The following is a 19,627-nucleotide window of genomic DNA, read 5'->3' on the forward strand; positions in this document are numbered from 1 at the left end:
CATGCTCAATCTGAAGATATGCGCGAGTTTCTGACCTTTGTGCTAGGTGATGAAGACTATGCCTTGGACATCATGATCGTTAAAGAAATTCGCGGCTATGAGGCCGTTACTAAAATAGCCAATGCGCCAGCTTATATTAAAGGTGTCATCAATCTTAGGGGTGACATCGTCCCTATTGTTGATTTACGTCTTAAATTTGACGTAGGTGAAGCAACTTACAATGAATTCACCATCGTGATTATGCTTAATATTGGCGAGCGTATCGTTGGTATTGTTGTCGACGAAGTCAGTGACGTGGTCAAAGTAGCAGACGAAGACATCAAACCGCCACCAGAATTTGGCGTTGCCTTTGACAGTAGCTATTTGTATGGACTCGCCCCCATCGACGACCGCATGGTGATTTTAATCAATATCGCAAGCTTGATTTCCAGTGATGAACTGGGTCTGTTTGACACGAATAACACTTCTGAGTTGGAGTAAAACATGAAAATTGTAAGCTGGTTAAATAATCTAAAGCTCGCAACCAAGATGCTGATCATTGGTGTATTCGCCCTGCTGGGTTTAATACTGCCTACATACTTTTACGTGACCTTATCATTGGAATCTCAGGCTACTGCCGAGCAAGAATTGACAGGCATCCCGCCTATCATTCAAACGGTCAAATTGATGAAGATCACTGCCGAGCATCGAGGAATGTCGGCTCGACTATTCGGAGGTGATGACTCGGCGGCTTCGCCACTGGGTACCAAGGGTTTAGAGGTCGATCAAGCGTTTTCATCATTAAACAGATATCTCAAGGACAATGTCAACGACGCTGATGTCACGATGATTTTTAGTCAAGCGCAAAATCATTGGCAGACCTTAAAAAACAGTGTGAGTAGTAGAAGTATTTCTGGCGTTGAGTCATTTCGCGAACATTCCGAGGTCATCATCGAATTAGGCTCGGTAATATCCAAATTAATGCAAATGTCTTCTTTAAGTTATGATCCAGCAGCGTCGAGTTACCACTTAATTATTGCCAACTTTGAAAACCTGCCACGATTAACAGATGCACTTGGACAGGTGCGAGGCTTTGGTGCGGGAGTTCTGAGCCGTGGTGTCATATCGCCTGCAGAGCGAGCGAGTTTAGAAGCTAAAATTACGGTGTTGAATGTTCCCTATCGTGACTTTATTGCTAATTTGCAAGCAGCTGCCGCCAGCGACGATTCATTTTCCAGCTTGGAATCCGACGCAAACAATTTTCAAAATAAAATCAATCAGTTAGAAGCGTTAGTGAAGGCAGAAATATTAGGGGCAGACGTGCTAACCTACAATTCAGGGCGCTTTTTCGACGAATCCAGCGCTATCATCAACGATGCATATGGCTTTTTTGATGAAGCCGTTGTTACCCTTGAAGGTGTAATCGTTGACCGAGCAGAGAATATATCCTCTAAACGAAACTTATCTTTGACGCTGATCTTCATCCTACTAATTATCGGTGGAGGAATTGGCTTTTTGGTCATTCGTTCGATAAATAATTCTGTTGGTCGTCTTTCAAAAGCGTTTACCCACATTTCCAGTGGTAAGTATGATTTTAAGTTTGATACTAAGCGCAAGGATGAAATGGGACAACTCAACGTGGCGCTCTCTGATCTGAATAATGAGTTGGAAAAAGCAGATGTAGTTGCCATAGAAGCGATGCGCGTCAAGCAGGCCCTGGAAAACAGTTCAACCTGTTTCATGATCGCAGACAATGACCGTGACATTATTTATTTGAATGCGTCAGTCAAGGCGATGCTAAATGATTGCGAAGCGGATCTCAAAGAGGTACTGCCGCAGTTCAATGCCAGCAAAGTATTGGGTCAAAAAATGGATATCTTCCATAAAAACCCCGCACACCAACGTTCGTTGTTAGAAAATTTACGGCAAAAATATGAAACGCAAATACAAGTGGGCAAACGCCACTTCCGGCTAATGGCAAACCCAGTCTACAATGACAGTGGCGATAGACTAGGCACGGTAATCGAATGGTTAGACAGAACCAAAGAAGTTCGGGCCGAAGCGGAAATTGGTAACATGGTGGAATCGGCATTACAGGGTGATTTTAGTGTTCGTGTTGACGCCTCAGACAAAGACGGCTTCTTGCTGAGCATGACAGAAGGATTGAACCAGTTACAAGATATCACAGAGCAAGGTCTAAGCGATGTCAGTGAAGTACTCATGGCGATCTCTGAAGGAGATTTAACCAAACGGGTTGACGCTGATTACCAAGGTACATTTGAAGATCTTAAGAATTACTGCAACACCACCAGCACCAATCTCACCGATATTATCGGCGAGATCCGTGAGGCAAGTGAAACCATTTACAGCGCATCAACGGAAATTGCTCGAGGTAATTCAGACCTTTCCAATCGCACCGAGCAACAAGCCTCCAGTTTGGAGGAAACGGCATCGAGTATGGAGCAGATCACCGGAACTGTGCGTTTAAATGCTGAAAATGCTAACCAAGCAAATGGGCTTGCCTCTCAAGCGTCTGACGTGGCCAAAAATGGCGGTGAATTAATCGGACAAGTTGTCAAAACAATGGCTTCGATCAACGAATCCTCGCAAAAAATCGCCGACATTATTGGGGTCATTGACGGCATTGCTTTCCAAACCAATATCCTGGCGCTAAACGCTGCAGTAGAAGCTGCCAGAGCAGGTGAACAAGGCCGTGGCTTTGCGGTTGTCGCATCAGAAGTTCGCACCTTGGCGCAACGCTCCGCCAATGCCGCGAAGGATATCAAAGATTTAATCTCGGATTCAGTATCGAAAATTGAAAACGGCAATACCTTGGTGAATCAATCCGGTGAGACTATGCAAGAGATTGTTACCTCGATCCAACGTGTTAACGACATTATGAGCGAGATAGCGGCTGCTAGTGCAGAACAAGCTTCCGGCATTGATGAAGTGGGCAAAGCCGTCACCCAAATGGATGAAATGACTCAACAAAATGCAGCCCTGGTTGAAGAAGCCGCAGCGGCCGCTGAAAAAATGAGCCAGCAAGCTGAACAACTTTCAGGCCGTGTTGGCGCATTTAAGTTAGATGAAAATGCTCAACCAACCAAGTCTACTTCAACACAAAACTATGTACCTAAACTAGATTCTCCGGCGCGATCAAAATCTGCGGAGAAAATACTGCCTCCAGTTTCCGATGATGATGACGAGTGGGAGAGCTTTTAACTAGTGGTCCAGCCAAAACAGAAAGAGTTCGCTTTTTCTCAAAAGGATTTTGAGCAAGTAAGGAAACGATTGTTAGAGATAACAGGCATTAGTTTAGCGGACAGTAAAGATTCTATGGTCTATAGCCGCCTTGCCAGGCGGCTTCGATCCCTTAAATTAAGTACCTTTGTCGAGTATTTAAGGTATTTGGACACACATCCTGATGAAACAGAGCAGTTTATTAATGCACTGACCACCAACTTGACGTCGTTTTTTCGCGAATCGCACCATTTTGATATATTGACAGAACATCTACAGCAACACCCACGTCATCATACAATTTGGTGTTCTGCTGCAAGTACGGGAGAAGAGCCCTATTCAATAGCCATGGCAGCCGCAGAGGCCTTTGGTAGGATTGATCCACCCGTTAGTATTATTGCCACAGACATCGACAGTCAGGTTTTACGCACTGCACAGCAGGCAGTCTATCCTCTTAAACATTTAGACAAAATGAGCATAGCACGTAAGCGGCGCTTCTTTTTTAAGGGCAAAGGACCAAATCAGGGAAAGGTAAAAGTTGTGCCCGAGCTGGTCAAGTTAATCGAATTTAAAAAGCTTAATCTGTTAGACAAAAAATGGGATATTCCGTCTCAACTAGACATTATTTTTTGTCGCAACGTAATGATTTATTTTGATAAACCGACTCAAGTTGACGTTCTTGGCAGAATGGTAAAGCTAATGCGTCCTGATGGATTGTACTTTGCGGGTCATTCTGAGAATTTTAATCATATGTCGTCTTTGCTCAAACCGCTGGGACAGACCGTATACCGACCGGTGAGGTGATGCTTGAGTCAATATTCTGAAACCACCCACTTAGCACCTAATCGATACCATGATCGGCACTTTGGCCGTGACGCGGTCAAAATACTGCCCGGCGAATACTTCGTGACGCGGGATGATACGATGATCGTAACAGTATTGGGCTCCTGCGTGTCGGTATGTTTACGTGACCCAACGTCGGGAATCGGAGGTATGAATCATTTTTTACTGCCCAATGATGTTGGAACCGATAAAAGCTTGGTTTCAGAGTCAGCGCGTTATGGCGTGCATGCCATGGAATTATTGATCAACCAGTTGTTAAAAATGGGCGCAATGAGGAATCGTTTTGAGGCAAAGGTGTTTGGAGGTGGCAACGTACTGCGCGGCTTAACTACGCAGAATATTGGTGAGCAAAACGCCGAGTTCGTCTTAGACTACCTAAAAAACGAGAGTATTCCTGTTATTGCCAAAGACCTGCTAGATCAGTACCCTCGCAAAGTGTATTTTTTCCCTGATTCTGGTGAAGTGAAAGTCAGAAAGATCAAATCATTGCACAACAGTACGATTATGGATCGCGAAAGCGAATATCGTCTTAAATTACGCCAGACAACGCAAAAAACCGGTGATGTGGATTTATTTTAATGGAAAAAACCAGCAACGAAGGATGCCAACATGTCTATTAGTGTTTTAATTGTTGACGACTCCGCGCTGATTCGCAGTTTGCTCACGGAGATAATTTCTGCTCAAGCGGATATGCATGTAGTGGGGGCCGCCGCTGACGCCTATGCTGCGAGAGAGTTGGTCAAACAATACAATCCTGATGTTATCACCTTAGATATTGAAATGCCGAAAGTGGATGGTTTGACGTTCCTCGACAAGCTAATGAAGGCCAAACCCACACCAGTTGTAATGATCTCTACCTTAACTGACCAAGGCGCTGATGCGACGATCCGCGCATTGCAATTAGGGGCTGTAGATTTTGTACCAAAACCAAAGTTGGGCGTCGCACAAGGTATCAAGGATTATGAAAAGATCATAACCAATAAAATTCGTCTAGCCTCTCAAGCCCAAGTCCGCGCTATAGGAAAGCAAAGGAGCGCTTTGCCTGAAAAGAGTTTACCAATAATGGGTACTGAAAAAATCATTGCAATAGGCGCTTCAACTGGTGGAACTGAAGCAATCCGAGTTGTCCTGGAACAACTACCATCGAACAGCCCCGCAGTGGTGGTGACCCAACACATGCCGCCCGGTTTTACCTCTTCTTTTGCCAACCGGTTGAACAGCATTTGCAAAATTCAGGTAAAAGAAGCCGCACATGACGAACGAATACTGCCGGGACACGCGTACATTGCACCTGGAGCAAAACACCTTTTGGTTAGAAAATTTGGTGCCGATTACCGAATAGTTATCGACGACTCTGAACGAGTGTCAGGGCACAAGCCTTCCGTCGATGTGATGTTTCAATCGCTAGCGGATTGTGCAGGTAAAAATGTAGTTGCGGCAATTCTAACCGGCATGGGTAGAGATGGCGCAGAAGGCCTGCTCGCACTTAAAGATTCGGGCGCGTATACCCTTGCGCAAGACGAGGCAAGTTGTGTTGTTTACGGTATGCCAAAAGAAGCGATGAAAAACGGTGCTGCACTTGAACAAGTGCCATTGGATGAAATTACTAACGCCTTATTATCACATTTAACTCAAAATACTGCAGGTAGCCGCCTTTAGTTAACTCCAATTCTGGATAAGAAATGTCGGAATTACTTAGTTTTTAAAGCTTTATCAATTACATAGAAGCTATTGTCATTTATATATTGGTTTTTAATATGGTAAGTGCCGTGATTTATTCCCTTATCAAGGCGAGAATTATGTTGTCTAGTCGCTCTAAACGCATAATGAATAACGAAGATAGGGGGATAAATAGCGGTGCTTACAGGCGTTGCTTATCCGGGATTGGGGTTAGTTTACCTGATGTTTGGATAAGCCCTGAGCTGCGCTCTCTGAGCGGATTGACGCCCTAGATATCGCCATCAACGCACACTTTATTTCTACCTTTATCCTTTGCCAAATAAAGTGCTTTATCAGCTGCCGCTACAATTTCGTTGAGCTTTTCATAATGAACCGACGTTGCAATGCCAGCACTAAAGCTACATTGGAATGTTTGTTTGTTAACTTTGAACGTAATTTGATTGAATGCTTCACGGATATCATTGAGCTTTTTTTCTATTGTGTTTTCATCAGACCCATTTAAAACAACCATGAATTCTTCGCCACCATAGCGGCCCACATAGTCCGTTTCTCTCACTGATTGCAATAACAATTGCCCAAGGGAAACTAGCACTTTGTCTCCACCAGAATGACCATGAACATCATTAACCTTTTTAAAATAATCAATATCAATCATCGCTACCGTTACCTTGGTTTTATTCCGTTGCGATAATCTAAATGCTTGTCCTGCCGCTTCCATAATCTGACCGTGATTCAATACGCCTGTCAAACTATCACGGGAAGCAAGATAACGTATTTCCTGACCACGTTTTATTCGACTTTCTAACTGACTAATGATCATGCTAGCGGATGTGTCTTTTGGGATCACGTCGTCTGCACCACATTCTAAAGCCAATAATTTGGTTTTTAGCTCGGTATCAGCAGTGAGGAATACAATTGGCACATAATCATATTTAGATTGCTGCCTGAGTAACTTTGCTACTTCAATCCCGCTCACATCTGGCATATGCATATCGAGTAGAAAAACATCAGGATAAAATGACTCAAGGGTTTCCATCAATTTATTTGGATCGGTAAGGGCGTGGACTTCTACCCCTTTGTCTTCCAAAAGAACTTTATAAAAGTGTCCAACAGCTGCTTGGTCATCCAACAGTAATATCTTGTGAGGTTTCGTCACATCAATTTTAAATGTTTTACGAATCTTAGAGACCAGGGTTGTTACGTTGATAGGTTTAAGTAAATAATCACTCACGCCGGCTCGAATACCTGCCAGTCGAGATTCAAACGTATTCAGTGAAGACAACACAAATACGACAACATTTGCTTTTTGTTGAGCTTGGGCAAATTCAAACACTTGATCTTGTGTCGTCTTTGGCATTACCAGATCTAATAAGATCAAATCAAACTTTTCGACATCTTGCTGTTGTTCATATGACTGAATAGAGACAAAGTGCTTAACCACAAACCCAAAACCAGTTAGCAGCTTTAACATTAATGCAGAGACTGCCATGTCGTCATCGATCAAGGCAATCTTAATGTCTGAATAGTCTGACTTTGAAGGTAAGTCGACTAAATTGCGACTTTCGATAGTAGATTCTGTGTTTTCAGCATTGGAAATGGCAGAGGCCTCTGATTCTTTCTGAACCACCGATAGCATTGGATCTGGCGATTGTTTTGAGCCGGCAATCAGTGCATTCATATGTTTGTCGATATAGCTAATTAGCTGAATCGTAAACAATGAGGTATCTTTTTTGCTGCCAAGTAATTCGTTTTCAATTATGTTTAAACGATCAGTCAAATTAAGGAAATTCAGCGCACCACTTGAACCTTTGAGCTTGTGCACAGCAAAGGTAAAATCTTCAATTGATGTTGTGGATTTTTCGGTGCGGGCAACCTTCCACAAATTGATCAAGGTGGCTAATTCAGCCTTGTATTCGTCGACAAACTTTTGCCTAAATTGATTTAGCTTCTGCTCTAGTTTACTGTCCATACTGCTCACATTTAGCTTTTTCCAAAGTTTAGTAGCAATTTTTCTACCTGCCATCGAATTGAAGATAAATTTTTATTTTCTGATAGCTAAGTGCCCTAGACTAGCCAACTTTTTGCGATAAGATCAGCTGTATCTTCCCCTGGTACAGGTTTTGAGTAAAAATAGCCTTGTAAATGGTGACATCCATGTTGTTTAAAGAATTCAATTTGTTCGGCGTGCTCAATTCCTTCTGCTACACAGTACATATCCATACTTTCGGCCATTCTTAAGGTGGTCAATACAAGCGCTTCATTACTCTTATTTGTGCCAATATCATCCACAAAGCTCTTGTCTACTTTGAGCACTTGAATAGGGAATTCTTTAAGATATTTGAGTGATGAATAGCCTGTACCAAAGTCATCTAACGCAATGACAAAACCGTGTTGGCGCATGGAATCCATGTATTCCAATGCTCTTTCATAATCTCTCATCAGTGCACTTTCGGTTATTTCGAAACGTAAAGATGAAACTGGCAAACCATATTGCTCAAGCAGTAAGACAATGTGATCAATGGAAATTTGTCTTTCAAAATGTCGAGCTGAAAGGTTAACTGACAAATACACCTGCCTTTCTTTAGTCTGCCATTCACTTAGTACAGGCATTGCGCGTTCTAACGCATCCCAAGTCATGTTTTCAATTAAACCGAGTTCCTCGGCCACTGGAATAAACTGGTCCGGAGGCACCATGCCAGTAGGATCAGGCCAGCGCATCAGCAATTCGAAACCTTCAACTAATCCAGAAGTAATATTTACGATAGGCTGGTAATAATTCACAAAGACCTTGCTTTGATGGGCCTTTTTCAGACGGTTTTCCATCAATAGTCTTTGCTGAGCTTTTTCGTTCATATGTTCAGTAAAATACTGAAAGTTGCTGCGCCCTTGCTCTTTGGCATGATACATCGCCAAATCTGCATTTCGCAGTAACTCTTCGGGTGTTAACGCGTCACCAGGATAAATCGCAATTCCAACACTGGAAGACACACTAACTGTTTGATTGCCCAATTGAATTGGCGCCTCCAAAACATCAATCAGTTGTTGTGCCAAGATACTTAGCCTATCTGGATGTTTGACTTCTTCGACCATCACTACAAATTCGTCACCACCAAGCCTTGCAACCGTATCATCCTGACGTAACAAATTAGTTAGACGCTGAGCAACAACTTTTAACAGCTCATCACCTGCCTTATGCCCTAAGCTATCGTTAACTTGTTTAAAGCGATCCAAGTCGATAAAGAACACCCCCATTTTCGAGCGGTGTCTCGCAGCATGGTCGATACCGTGCTTAATTCTGTCGAGTAATAGGGTTCGATTAGGTAAATCAGTGAGACCATCAAAGTTAGCCAAACGCCGCAATTCGTTTTCTGCTTCTTTTTGCTCGCTGATGTCTGACATGATCATGAGGAAATAATCTATCTCGCCTTGTGCACGCATACTCGCAACTGATGTCATATTAATCAGAACATTAGACACCTTGCCCTGATCGATCACTAGCTGTTCTTCACCTTTCCAGTGACCTGTAGCATGCAATTCAGACAGTTTTTTCCAGAATCTAGGAGGGTATTCCGCATCGAGTTTAAACAGTCGTGTTAATTGAATTTGTAAATCGCCATGCTCATTGATGCCAAAGGCTTCACAAAATGCTGCATTAACCGCCACGGGAACCATTTTGGTGTTGAAAATGACTACCCAATCACGAGTATGTTTGAAAGCCTCACCAAAGAGTCTCACTTTTTCTCGATCTGCAATGGTTTCCGTCACATTGCTATAAGTGCCTGCAACGACTCGTTGAGAACCAGAGCTTTTGTCTATGACCTCATTACCAACATCTCTATACCAGAACCACTCTCCCAATTTGGACTTCAGGCGGTAGGTAACATCTAAACCATCACTGGCATCTTCTACAAAGTCTTTCCACCGAGACTGGAACAAATTTAGATCCTCTTCGTGGATCATTTGTACATGTTGGTCAAATCCTATTAGGTCGTCACCATTCTCATAGCCAAGTTCCTCACTTAAACGCGGTGCGTAAAACTGATTGGTGTCTTCGTGCCACTCCCACACATTGCTGTTGCTCGCACTAAGTGCCAGAGACAATCTATTTTTAGATTCAAGTGCTTGCTCGTGGGCTGCCAAAACTTGTTTATTCTGAAGATCCCGTCGGTACCACCAAAACAACACCAGCGAAACAAAGAAGAAAATATAGATAGCATAGGCAAGTGGAGAAGCCCAGGGCGCATATTTAACGTTAATAAATACAACTGCCGGTGCACTCTCAGTGCCCGTTATTGGGTCAAACGCAATAGCTGAAAATTTATAATTGCCAGGTTCCAACTTAGGAAAGGTGACTTGTGAATCGGTCGTGGCTGGAGACAAATAACTGTCTCCTCCTTCCAGTCTATATTGATACTGTGTTGACGCCTGGTGTTCAAACGCCAGTGTGGAAAATTCAATGGTTAAACCCGTGTCATTATATCGAAGACCTATCGCACTATTGTGTAGGTCATTTAGTGGCATATTCAACGTATTGGAAGTAAGCCGGATTGAAGTAATGGCAACGGTTGGCGGTTCACCGTCATGCAACTCGAACGCCAGAGGATCAAAGATGGTGAAGCCTTTTTGTGACCCATAAACCAGAGTTTTATCCAACAATGTTAAATGTGCCAATGCATTGAACTCTTTTCCGTCTAATCCTTGAGCGATCCCGTACTGTTGAATGTAGGGCCCGTTCGGATCAAATTTCAACAGCCCCGCATGAGAACTCATCCAAATGGCGTTGCTATTGTCTTGACGCAAACCGTAGATCACGTTGCTAGGCAATAAATTCTGCTTATCATAACCATATTTCGGCGTGTAGATTGTGGCATCCAATCCAACTAAACCGGCTCCAGGATAGGCAATCCACAGAGTGCCATTTTTATCTTGCAATACACTTTCCGCATACACGGGTTGTCCCATTGAAGAGCGCTCTAGGCGATGCACATTTTGTATACTTCCTGTTTGCGCGTTGTAGGCCCATAATTGCTCACGTCCACTTATCCACAGAACGTTTTGGTGTATTTGGCTGGTACCAAGAAAACCGTAAGACTCTAATGTATTGACCTCCTTCGAGAGTTGTTCCAGCTTGGAAACTTTACCCGTTTCAATGTCATAGCGAAAAAAGCCTTCTCTTGTCGTAAACCAGTAACTGTTTAATGGGCCTATAGTAAAACTGTTGTTGCGATGTGCCATTAATGTGGCTGACGCTTCATCAATAGTGGTTACTTTGCGAACTTCTTTTGTTGTTGTGTCAAAGATCACTGCATAACTATCTGTGTTGACTATCAACTCGTGATCAGAATATTTTTCCAAATGTCTAATGACACTTAGCTTTTCTCCAACGTCTGCTTTTGTTAACCAATTGCCCGAAATCTGATGCTCTTCAAAGTCGTAATAATTCAATCCATTACGAGTTCCTACCCACAGCCCCTTATCGTCAATTTGTGCAAAGCTAGAAACACTATTGCTGCTAAGCTGCAATTCTTCGTCTCTATTTTGTCGAACGTTTTCAAATTTAACGCTCTGCGTGGACCAGTATAAAGCGCCGTCAAAAGGTGAGCCCAACCAAAGGTTGCCTCTTTCATCCATTACAATCGACGTGACCTGGTTTGAGGAAAGATAATATCGACTATCTGTGGGTTGGAAAAAATGTTGAAGTTGACTGGATCTCGCGTCATAACTAAACAAGCCGTCTTCTGTGCCTAAATAGAAAAGACCTTCTTTATATTCAAAGATGTGCGAAATAGCTCGTTTTAATGGATGCTCTTCGAGATTGCCTTCCAAAATCCCTTGGATGTCACTACTATGCAAGCCAAAGCGAGACCCGATCCAAATCCTTTGATTGCTATCGACATGCAATGCGTTAATGGCAAATTGGCTACTCGATTCAATGACATTGACCTCTTTTTGCTCTTGCGATTCAAAGTCGATCCAAAATAATCCATTCGCTCTGCCAATAAGCAGAAGGTTGTTAACAAAGGCTGCCGTGTTAATACTGAATTCTGAACTTTGTTGATCTTCAGGCAATTCATACAACTTTGATGCGGTACCAAGCTCAGCACTCACAATCGCCACAGATTTAACCGTAGATACGATCAGTTGGTTATTGGGCAATTGCTGAATGCTAGTCACGCGATCAGAGAATAAATCCCCATCGTCCTTAAAGGATTCAACTAGAATGGTGTTGCCTGTTGTAATGTCAATTTTAAACAAGCCGGAGCGTGATGATCCCACCCATATATTACCGTCTACATCTTCGAACAAGGTTTCGACAGCCATATCCGAAAGAAGTCTCTGATCACCATCAAATTGAATAACACGGTAGCCATCAAACCGGTTGAGACCACTCGCTGTCGCTATCCATAAAAAACCACTGGAATCGAGCAATAGATCGTTGATAGTGTCTTGGGATAAACCTTGGGCTGTCGAGAGCTGAATAAATTTCGGTTCGTTAATCAGTGGCGCACTATGAACAATAGTGTGGATAAAAAGCAGAAAAAACGACGCTATTAGCACGCTTGTTGGACGGGCCATTTTGAGTTTCGATTGTGTGTTTCGGCGCTTCCTAAACAAGGTTAACAGGCTCACCTTTTTTCTTATTGAACTGACATAATAAAAATTTTTACGACAGCTTGTATCGAACGATTCTTAATTGATTCAGCTTACACGTTTTTCAATCAAATCCAAAGTGGTAAGTGTGCTGTTCGAGTGATTACCTAGTGTAATTTCTTTAAATAAATCAACAATTAGCCTTTAGTTTAAATATTTGATTTAACGAGTACCAAAGATTTTATCTCCTGCATCACCTAAACCGGGTAAAATATATCCCTTTTCATTAAGTTGTTTATCAATAGCCGCAACGTAAATATCAACATCTGGATGGACATCTTGCACAGCTTCAATCCCCTCAGGCGCAGCAACCAAGAATAACCCTAATATACGTTTACACCCTTTTCGTTTAAGTAAATCTATTGTTGCGATTAACGTCCCGCCAGTAGCCAACATAGGATCGACAATGAGAGCAGTTCGGTTTTCTACATCTTTAACAACTTTATCAAAATACGCAACGGGTTGAAGTGTCTCTTCATCTCGATATAAACCGACAACGCTTATTTTTGCGTTAGGGACCAAACGAAGCACTCCGTCTAACATACCCAATCCGGCTCTAAGAATTGGCACCACGGTAATTTTTTTACCTTTTATTTTTTCAACTTCGATATCTTCACCCGTCCATCCTTTGATAGATACCTTCTCAATAGGGATATCGCGTGTGGCCTCATAGGTTAATAAATTTCCTACCTCACTAGCTAATTCTCTGAAATCTTTACTGCTCACGCCGTCGGCACGCATTAAACCGACCTTGTGTTTAAGTAGTGGGTGCTGAATCTCGAATACTGACATACCGACCTCTTTCAAACGTTTGAATGTGTTATGGAATGGGTATAACCCACTAACTCAGGATAAAACGATAAGAAGTGTTCTTCAATGTCAGCTTGGTTTGCCAGTAAATACTGATAAGACTGCTCAGCAAAACTTACCTGTCGTGACAAACGTTTTTCAATATTGAAAAAAATCTCCAGACAATTTTCAAGATTTTGATAGGTCACTAACCACCTGTGTTCGAGTAAACCTTGTTTGACTTGAGAATATCGACCAGACAATTGAGTAGTCGAATGCTCAAGCTCTTGATAGAAACGATCTAACACTTGCTCTAAGCTGTTTTCACTATATTTTTCCCAATATCTGCATAGAAGGTGATCAAAGTAGATATCGAGCACCACACCAGACATCCTGCGAATGTTATCGGGAAAGTTTCTTTTTAGCCGCAAAACCGATGAATGTTGATCGGTGAAGGTGTCAATCTTGCGATGCAATTGCACCCCACGACTAAGTTCATCAGGTAGGGATCTATAGGCTTGCCCTTTTACAAAGTCCCCCATGAAGTTGCCGAGCAAACTTGTCTTGCTTACATGGGCTAAATGAATGTGCGCGACATAATTCAATTTTCGATTCCGCAGTTTTAAAAAAATCACCCTACTGTTAAGGCAACCTGATATTCGGATAAGCAAAAGTTGCGTGGTAACTATCCAAATTAATTGGTAAACATGTTGAGAAAAATCGGCAAACATCGCTGATAAGACCAGTATTTTGCTGCCATTTCCTGCACAACCTCTATAATTACTCTCAATATTGACTAATTGATTACATTTTACACAACCTCGTTGTTGACATTGAGGTTTTAACAGTAAAGAGTATTGCTAATCAATTTTTTACAGCAGATAGCGACATTTTCGTGAAAATTTTACTAATAAATGGCCCAAACCTGAACATGCTAGGTAAACGTGAACCTGAAATTTATGGTTCCAAGTCCCTGGATGAGATTGTCAATGAATTGTCTAATTATGCATCAGAACAAGGCATAACGCTTTCCCATATGCAATCAAATGCAGAACACGAGATTGTCACGAGCATTCAAGAGGCAATGGGTAGGATTGATTTTATTATCATTAACCCTGGTGCATTTACGCACACCAGTATTGCTATTAGAGACGCCTTATTAAGCGTCAATATCCCTTTTATTGAAGTTCACCTTTCCAACGTTCATGCCCGGGAATCATTTAGACATCAATCTTTTCTGAGTGATGTTGCTGTGGGCGTGATCTGCGGATTAGGAGCCTATGGCTACCAAGCTGCTTTGAATGCGGCAAAAATCGAATTTGAATCATAAACATTAAACACTAAAGAGAAGATTAATGGACATTCGCAAAATTAAAAAACTGATCGAGTTGGTTGAAGAATCAGGCATATCTGAGTTGGAAATCACTGAGGGTGAAGAATCAGTTAGGATTCATCGAGGCAGTTCAGCCAGTGCTGCGCCCCTGCAATATGCTGCGGTAGCGGCTCCTGCACCTGCGCCGGTTGCAGCGGCTCCCGTTGCTGAAGCAGCAAGTGCACCAGCTGCAACGGAGGAGGTTTCCGGACATGTGGTTAAATCTCCTATGGTTGGCACGTTTTATCGATCTTCTTCACCAGGCTCAAAAGCTTTTGTTGAAGTGGGTCAAAAGGTCAACGTCGGTGATACATTATGCATTGTTGAGGCAATGAAAATGATGAACCAAATTGAAGCAGATAAAGCAGGCGTGATTAAGCAAATATTGATTGAAAACCAAGAGCCTGTTGAGTTTGATCAACCCATGTTCGTGATTGAATAAGTGAGCAATCATCATGCTTGATAAAGTACTCATCGCGAACCGGGGCGAAATAGCGCTCCGTATACTCAGAGCCTGCAAAGAGCTGGGTATCAAAACGGTTGCTGTCCACTCCACAGCAGATAGAGATCTTAAACATGTTCTACTGGCAGATGAGTCAATCTGTATTGGTCGTGCCTCTGCTACGGAAAGTTATTTAAATATTCCAAGGATCATCGCTGCGGCGGAAGTCTCTAATTCCGTTGCAATTCACCCAGGGTATGGATTCCTCGCTGAAAATGCTGAATTTGCTGAAGCGGTAGAGAAGAGCGGCTTTATTTTTATCGGGCCAAAAGCCGAAACCATCACCTTGATGGGTGACAAGGTTTCAGCAATCAACTCTATGAAAAAAGCAGGTGTACCCTGTGTACCTGGATCAGACGGCCCATTGGGCGAAGACCCAGAGCGCAACAAAAGTATTGCTAAGCGCATAGGCTATCCAATTATTGTTAAGGCCGCTGGTGGTGGTGGTGGTCGAGGAATGCGTGTCGTGCGTTCCGAAGAAGAACTTATCAATGCGATCGCCATGACAAAAGCGGAAGCCGGTGCGGCGTTTGGCAACGATGTTGTATACATGGAAAAGTTTTTGGAAAATCCAAGGCACATTGAAATCCAGGTGCTTTCAGATGGTCAAGGCAATGCGATTCACCTGGGTGAACGTGATTGCTCGATGCAACGACGCCACCAAAAAGTGGTTGAAGAGGCGCCGGCTCCTGGGATTAATTCTGAGACCCGTGAACGCATCGGTGATCGCTGTCGTAAAGCTTGTATCGAAATTGGTTATCGAGGTGCGGGAACCTTTGAGTTCTTATACGAAAATGGTGATTTTTATTTCATCGAAATGAACACCCGTATTCAGGTAGAACACCCCGTGTCAGAAATGATCACAGGTGTGGATTTGATCAAGGAGCAGTTGCGTATCGCCGCAGGACAACCTCTTTCGATTGAGCAAAAAGATATTCAAATTCGTGGCCATGCCATCGAGTGTCGTATTAATGCTGAAGATCCAGAAACCTTTATGCCAAGTCCTGGAAAAATCAATATGTTCCACTCCCCTGGCGGGTTAGGCATTCGTTGGGAGTCTCACATTTATGCAGGATACAGCGTTCCGCCACATTACGATTCAATGATAGGTAAGCTTATTGCCTATGGCGAAAATCGAGATGTGGCAATAGCACGCATGCGTCACGCACTGGACGAGTTAGTGGTTGATGGCATTAAAACCAACGTGCCGCTTCAACAAAAAATCATGGCGGATGAAAACTTCTTTAATGGTGGAACCAATATCCACTATCTTGAGAAGAAGCTAAACTTACAGTAAGTGACTCATTACACAGTCAATTTTCACAATAAAGTGATTAGATAATTCGACAAATGCGTCGTTATGAGCCAAGCTAAATCTAATTATTTACTGATAAATGGATTTTGCATAGAGCGAATTTGACTATCGACATCACGACGGTAAAAAAGAGTTTGAGTAGGCGCAGAATTGCGTTTATTGCCTTCTTATTAGTGGCGGTAGTTGCCGCCACTATTTATCTTAGTGTCGCTCGGTTTGTATTTGATGAGAAGACTTATCATCAACAATCCACCACCCCCATTACTGCATTAATCATCAACGAAATAATCAGGCCATTGCATTTATCAGAAGCATTGGCTGGCGATGATCAAATTCGTCAATTTCTGACTGGCGAAATAGTCAGCACTCAAGTTGTCAAAAAGAAACTCCATGGCCTGAATAAATATTTTGATCTCGAGTTTTTTGTCGCCAGCGAGCGCACGCGTACGCAATACTTCCCATCTGGCCGACAGCAAGCCTTAGTAGAAGGGGAAGTCGACTGGTATTTCAGACACAAAAAATTGGAAGAAAATGTTTTAGTTGATGTCGGTGACAAGGAAGACATTAAAATTTTTTACAACATTAGAATAATTGAAGCCGGTTCATTTGTAGGGTTTGTCGGAGTCAGCCAATCGTTATCTGCGTTTGTGAGTAAATTTAATACGTACAAGCAACGCTTTGGATACGACATGATTTTGATCAATAAAGACAATCAAATAATGTTGTCTTCGTTTCCAGATATGCATTGGGGAGGCACTGAGTTAAAGAGGTTGAGTGATTTTGTGGGATTCTCAAAGTTACATGAAGACCTTGAACAAAACCAGTCGATAGATGGCACTGTTATTTCCATGGATCAACAGGATCGCATGATCTCGGCATTCCCCATCGAAGAAATACAATGGAAACTACTGTTAGTATCCCCTATACAAGAAAGGCAAAAAGCACTTTTTATTGAAGCGCTTAAAAATCTTATCATCCTTCTTTTACTAAGTGTTTTTGTGTATTTTGCGCTAAGTAAAATCCTTTCAATATACAGCAATAACCTTAAACGACATTTACAATCAGATTCACTGACAAAACTGGCAAACAGAGATAGCGTCATTGAACAATTTAATCTGCTTCACGACAATCAAGTGATGATGGCATTGGTCATGATGGACCTCGATCATTTTAAGCATATCAATGACCAATATGGGCATAACACGGGTGATGAAGTCCTAAAGGAAACTGCAAAAGTTATGGTGGAAGTGCTGCGCACCAGAGATATTATTGGTCGTTGGGGCGGAGAGGAGTTTATATTTTTATTACCGCACTCTGATTTAGAAGATGCTATTCAGGTTACTGAGCGGCTACGGGCGGAAATTGAGAACAGGTCGATTGACAACCAAGGCAATAAAATTTGTATCACGAGCAGCTTTGGCGTCGCGATGGTGCAGGCACTTGACAACATAGAAAGCGCCGTCGAGCGCTCTGATTCACTGTTATACAAAGCGAAGAAAGAAGGGCGCAACAGAGTGTGCGCCCAGCGGGATCGTTTTAGCTAATCCCAATCCAGGATTGGGGTTAATTACTCGTCCTTCAGCCAACCTTTTTGTGTCGCGATATCAATTTGTTCCAACACGTACTGCCACAATTTTGGCCCACTAGTTTTCATATACTCATTGCGTTTGATCACCTGGGTTTTTGTTACGCCATGCTTTAGCCAACTACCACCCTGATTATTCATATTTTGAAATACTGGTAATACTCGATCTATAGCCTTGGCGAATTGTGCGTCGTGGCTTGTAGCCTGCTCAAATTCCAACCACAATGACAAATAAATCGCTTTTTGCGTCTCGGGTAACAAACCGAAAATGCGTTCTGCTGCAGCCAATTCTTTTTGCTCTTGAATTTCATGATCTTGTTGTTGGGCAAAGGCAAACATATCACCTGCATCAATTTCAACAATGTCATGGATTAACAGCATCGTCACTACGCGATTTAGATCGATATCGTGCTCGGCATATTCACTTAAAACCTGAGCTAAAAGTGCGATATGCCAACTGTGCTCTGCGCTGTTTTCATGACGGTTATTATCGTCTCTTACAGTGGTTTTACGATAAACCGCTTTGAGCCTGTCCAACTCAAGAATAAAGTCTACTTGCTGGGTAAAATGTTCCAAAAAAGCTCCATTTAGTAATTTACGAGGGTTGATAAAAAAGTGTGTTGGGCCTAACCATGCGAAAAACTGGGTGCCAATTCAACATAGAAACGAAAGAATCTCAAAATTCTGCGGTCTGGTAAATTAACCCCAACTCGGGATAAAGTTAGAAAAGATAGTTAACCTCATTATCTGGGATCAACACCAATATGCATTCGCGTAACCTTATATTTATTCTTTTGTGCATTTCTTATATGCCACAGTCGTGGAGCCAGGTCGGACCCGAATTTGATGACAATGGTACGCAAAACAAACCCCTTTGGGAACTAGGAGCAATCGGGGCCGCATTCAATACTCCCGAATACCCTGGTGCCAGCCAGAATCAAAACAATGCCATTGTGGCACCCTACTTTGTTTATCGAGGTGAAATTTTTCGCGTTGGCGACGGTTCAGCCGCGCGAGCAGTCGCGGTTGAGAAAGACTGGATTGAAGTTGATTTATCGTTAGATGCAGGCTTTAACGCCAATTCAAGTGAAGACTCGGTGCGCGCGGGCATGCCTGATTTGGACTATGTCTTTGAGATTGGTCCGCAAGTACGCCTCAAACTTTTTGAGTCGGACAATAGCCATTCGTCAAAAAAGGCCCTGTCGTTTAAAATTCAAACCCGGGCAGCGTTTTCTACAGATTTTGGTTCAATCGATCACCGCGGGTATGTGTTTCATCCTGAATTGACTTATCAACAAAGTGGCTGGCTTCAAGAAGAAGACAGGCTTACTTTGAACTTATCACCGGTTTGGGCAACGGAAAAGCTGCATGACTATTTTTACCAAGTCGACCAAGCGTTTGTGACTGAACAGAGGGCTTCGTTCGATGCCAGGAGTGGATACCTAGGTTTTGAGTTGTCGGTAGGTTATGGGTTTGATGCCACCTCAGCGATTCGAGTATTTATGGGCGCAGCAGTTGATTTATACCGAGGTTCAGTGAACGAAGACAGCCCATTGCTCACTGATCTCGATACCGTGTCTGTTGCCGCGGGGCTAATATGGCGATTTACCGAGAGTCAACAAAAAGCAAACTACTAGAGCGTATTTACCTTTGCTGTAAGATTTTGCAGCG

15 protein-coding genes are annotated in these 19,627 nt (G+C 42.7%); 10 read left to right on the forward strand and 5 right to left on the reverse strand.

The genetic code is table 11. The features are described 5' to 3' along the window. The first annotated feature begins 18 nt into the window (after positions 1–18). Genes FM019_RS04355 through FM019_RS04375 form a run of 5 tightly spaced genes read left to right on the forward strand, consistent with a single transcriptional unit; the run spans position 19 to position 5,721 of the window. Complete coding sequence (locus tag FM019_RS04355; RefSeq protein ID WP_143834948.1) at positions 19–480, forward strand: chemotaxis protein CheW; 462 nt, start codon at positions 19–21, stop codon at positions 478–480. A 3-nt stretch (positions 481–483) separates the two neighbouring features. Continuing rightward, on the forward strand, positions 484–3,201 hold the full coding sequence (locus FM019_RS21080; RefSeq protein WP_143834673.1) for a methyl-accepting chemotaxis protein: 2,718 nt from the start codon (positions 484–486) through the stop codon (positions 3,199–3,201). Between the two features lie 3 nt (positions 3,202–3,204). Continuing rightward, positions 3,205–4,023: a CheR family methyltransferase gene (locus FM019_RS04365; RefSeq protein WP_143834674.1), complete on the forward strand. Its 819-nt coding sequence runs from the start codon at positions 3,205–3,207 to the stop codon at positions 4,021–4,023. Between the two features lie 3 nt (positions 4,024–4,026). Beyond that, positions 4,027–4,641 carry a chemoreceptor glutamine deamidase CheD gene (cheD, locus tag FM019_RS04370; protein ID WP_143834675.1) on the forward strand — a complete coding sequence of 205 codons (615 nt, stop codon included), beginning with the start codon at positions 4,027–4,029 and terminating at the stop codon, positions 4,639–4,641. Between the two features lie 30 nt (positions 4,642–4,671). Then, complete coding sequence (locus tag FM019_RS04375; RefSeq protein ID WP_143834676.1) at positions 4,672–5,721, forward strand: chemotaxis response regulator protein-glutamate methylesterase; 1,050 nt, start codon at positions 4,672–4,674, stop codon at positions 5,719–5,721. Positions 5,722–6,010: 289 nt separating this feature from the next. Here FM019_RS04375 and FM019_RS04380 read toward each other — a convergent pair whose 3' ends face one another. The 4 genes from FM019_RS04380 to FM019_RS04395 all read right to left on the reverse strand — a co-directional run bounded on the left by FM019_RS04380 (position 6,011) and on the right by FM019_RS04395 (position 13,724). Then, a complete protein-coding gene (locus tag FM019_RS04380; RefSeq protein ID WP_185969183.1) occupies positions 6,011–7,711 on the reverse strand; it encodes a response regulator in 1,701 nt (566 codons plus the stop codon). A gap of 95 nt (positions 7,712–7,806) precedes the next feature. Beyond that, the gene (locus FM019_RS04385; protein ID WP_143834678.1) at positions 7,807–12,318 is read right to left on the reverse strand and encodes an EAL domain-containing protein; all 4,512 of its coding nucleotides are present in this window, start codon (positions 12,316–12,318) and stop codon (positions 7,807–7,809) included. A 237-nt stretch (positions 12,319–12,555) separates the two neighbouring features. Then, complete coding sequence (gene upp / locus FM019_RS04390) at positions 12,556–13,185, reverse strand: uracil phosphoribosyltransferase (RefSeq protein WP_143834679.1); 630 nt, start codon at positions 13,183–13,185, stop codon at positions 12,556–12,558. 11 nt (positions 13,186–13,196) lie between these two features. Further along, positions 13,197–13,724, reverse strand: coding sequence for an ACP phosphodiesterase (locus FM019_RS04395; RefSeq protein ID WP_260681522.1), 528 nt, complete (start codon positions 13,722–13,724; stop codon positions 13,197–13,199). Between the two features lie 353 nt (positions 13,725–14,077). On the opposite strand from FM019_RS04395, the gene aroQ reads away from it, so the two are divergent. From aroQ to FM019_RS04415, 4 genes are all read left to right on the forward strand, one after another. Further along, entirely contained in the window at positions 14,078–14,512 is a 435-nt protein-coding gene (gene aroQ, locus FM019_RS04400; RefSeq protein WP_143834681.1) for a type II 3-dehydroquinate dehydratase, read from the forward strand. A 25-nt stretch (positions 14,513–14,537) separates the two neighbouring features. Next, complete coding sequence (accB, locus tag FM019_RS04405) at positions 14,538–14,996, forward strand: acetyl-CoA carboxylase biotin carboxyl carrier protein (RefSeq protein WP_143834682.1); 459 nt, start codon at positions 14,538–14,540, stop codon at positions 14,994–14,996. Between the two features lie 13 nt (positions 14,997–15,009). Further along, a complete protein-coding gene (gene accC, locus FM019_RS04410) occupies positions 15,010–16,353 on the forward strand; it encodes an acetyl-CoA carboxylase biotin carboxylase subunit (RefSeq protein ID WP_143834683.1) in 1,344 nt (447 codons plus the stop codon). 119 nt (positions 16,354–16,472) lie between these two features. Beyond that, a complete protein-coding gene (locus FM019_RS04415) occupies positions 16,473–17,915 on the forward strand; it encodes a diguanylate cyclase (RefSeq protein WP_143834684.1) in 1,443 nt (480 codons plus the stop codon). A 23-nt stretch (positions 17,916–17,938) separates the two neighbouring features. Here the strand turns inward: FM019_RS04415 and FM019_RS04420 are convergent, their stop codons facing one another. After that, complete coding sequence (locus FM019_RS04420; protein ID WP_143834685.1) at positions 17,939–18,532, reverse strand: HD domain-containing protein; 594 nt, start codon at positions 18,530–18,532, stop codon at positions 17,939–17,941. A 233-nt stretch (positions 18,533–18,765) separates the two neighbouring features. On the opposite strand from FM019_RS04420, the gene FM019_RS04425 reads away from it, so the two are divergent. After that, positions 18,766–19,593 (forward strand): MipA/OmpV family protein, encoded by an 828-nt coding sequence (locus FM019_RS04425; protein WP_143834686.1) that lies wholly within the window; start codon positions 18,766–18,768, stop codon positions 19,591–19,593. Positions 19,594–19,627 lie beyond the last annotated feature (34 nt).

This window comes from Aliiglaciecola sp. M165 (genome assembly GCF_007197995.1).
GTDB lineage: Bacteria > Pseudomonadota > Gammaproteobacteria > Enterobacterales > Alteromonadaceae > Aliiglaciecola.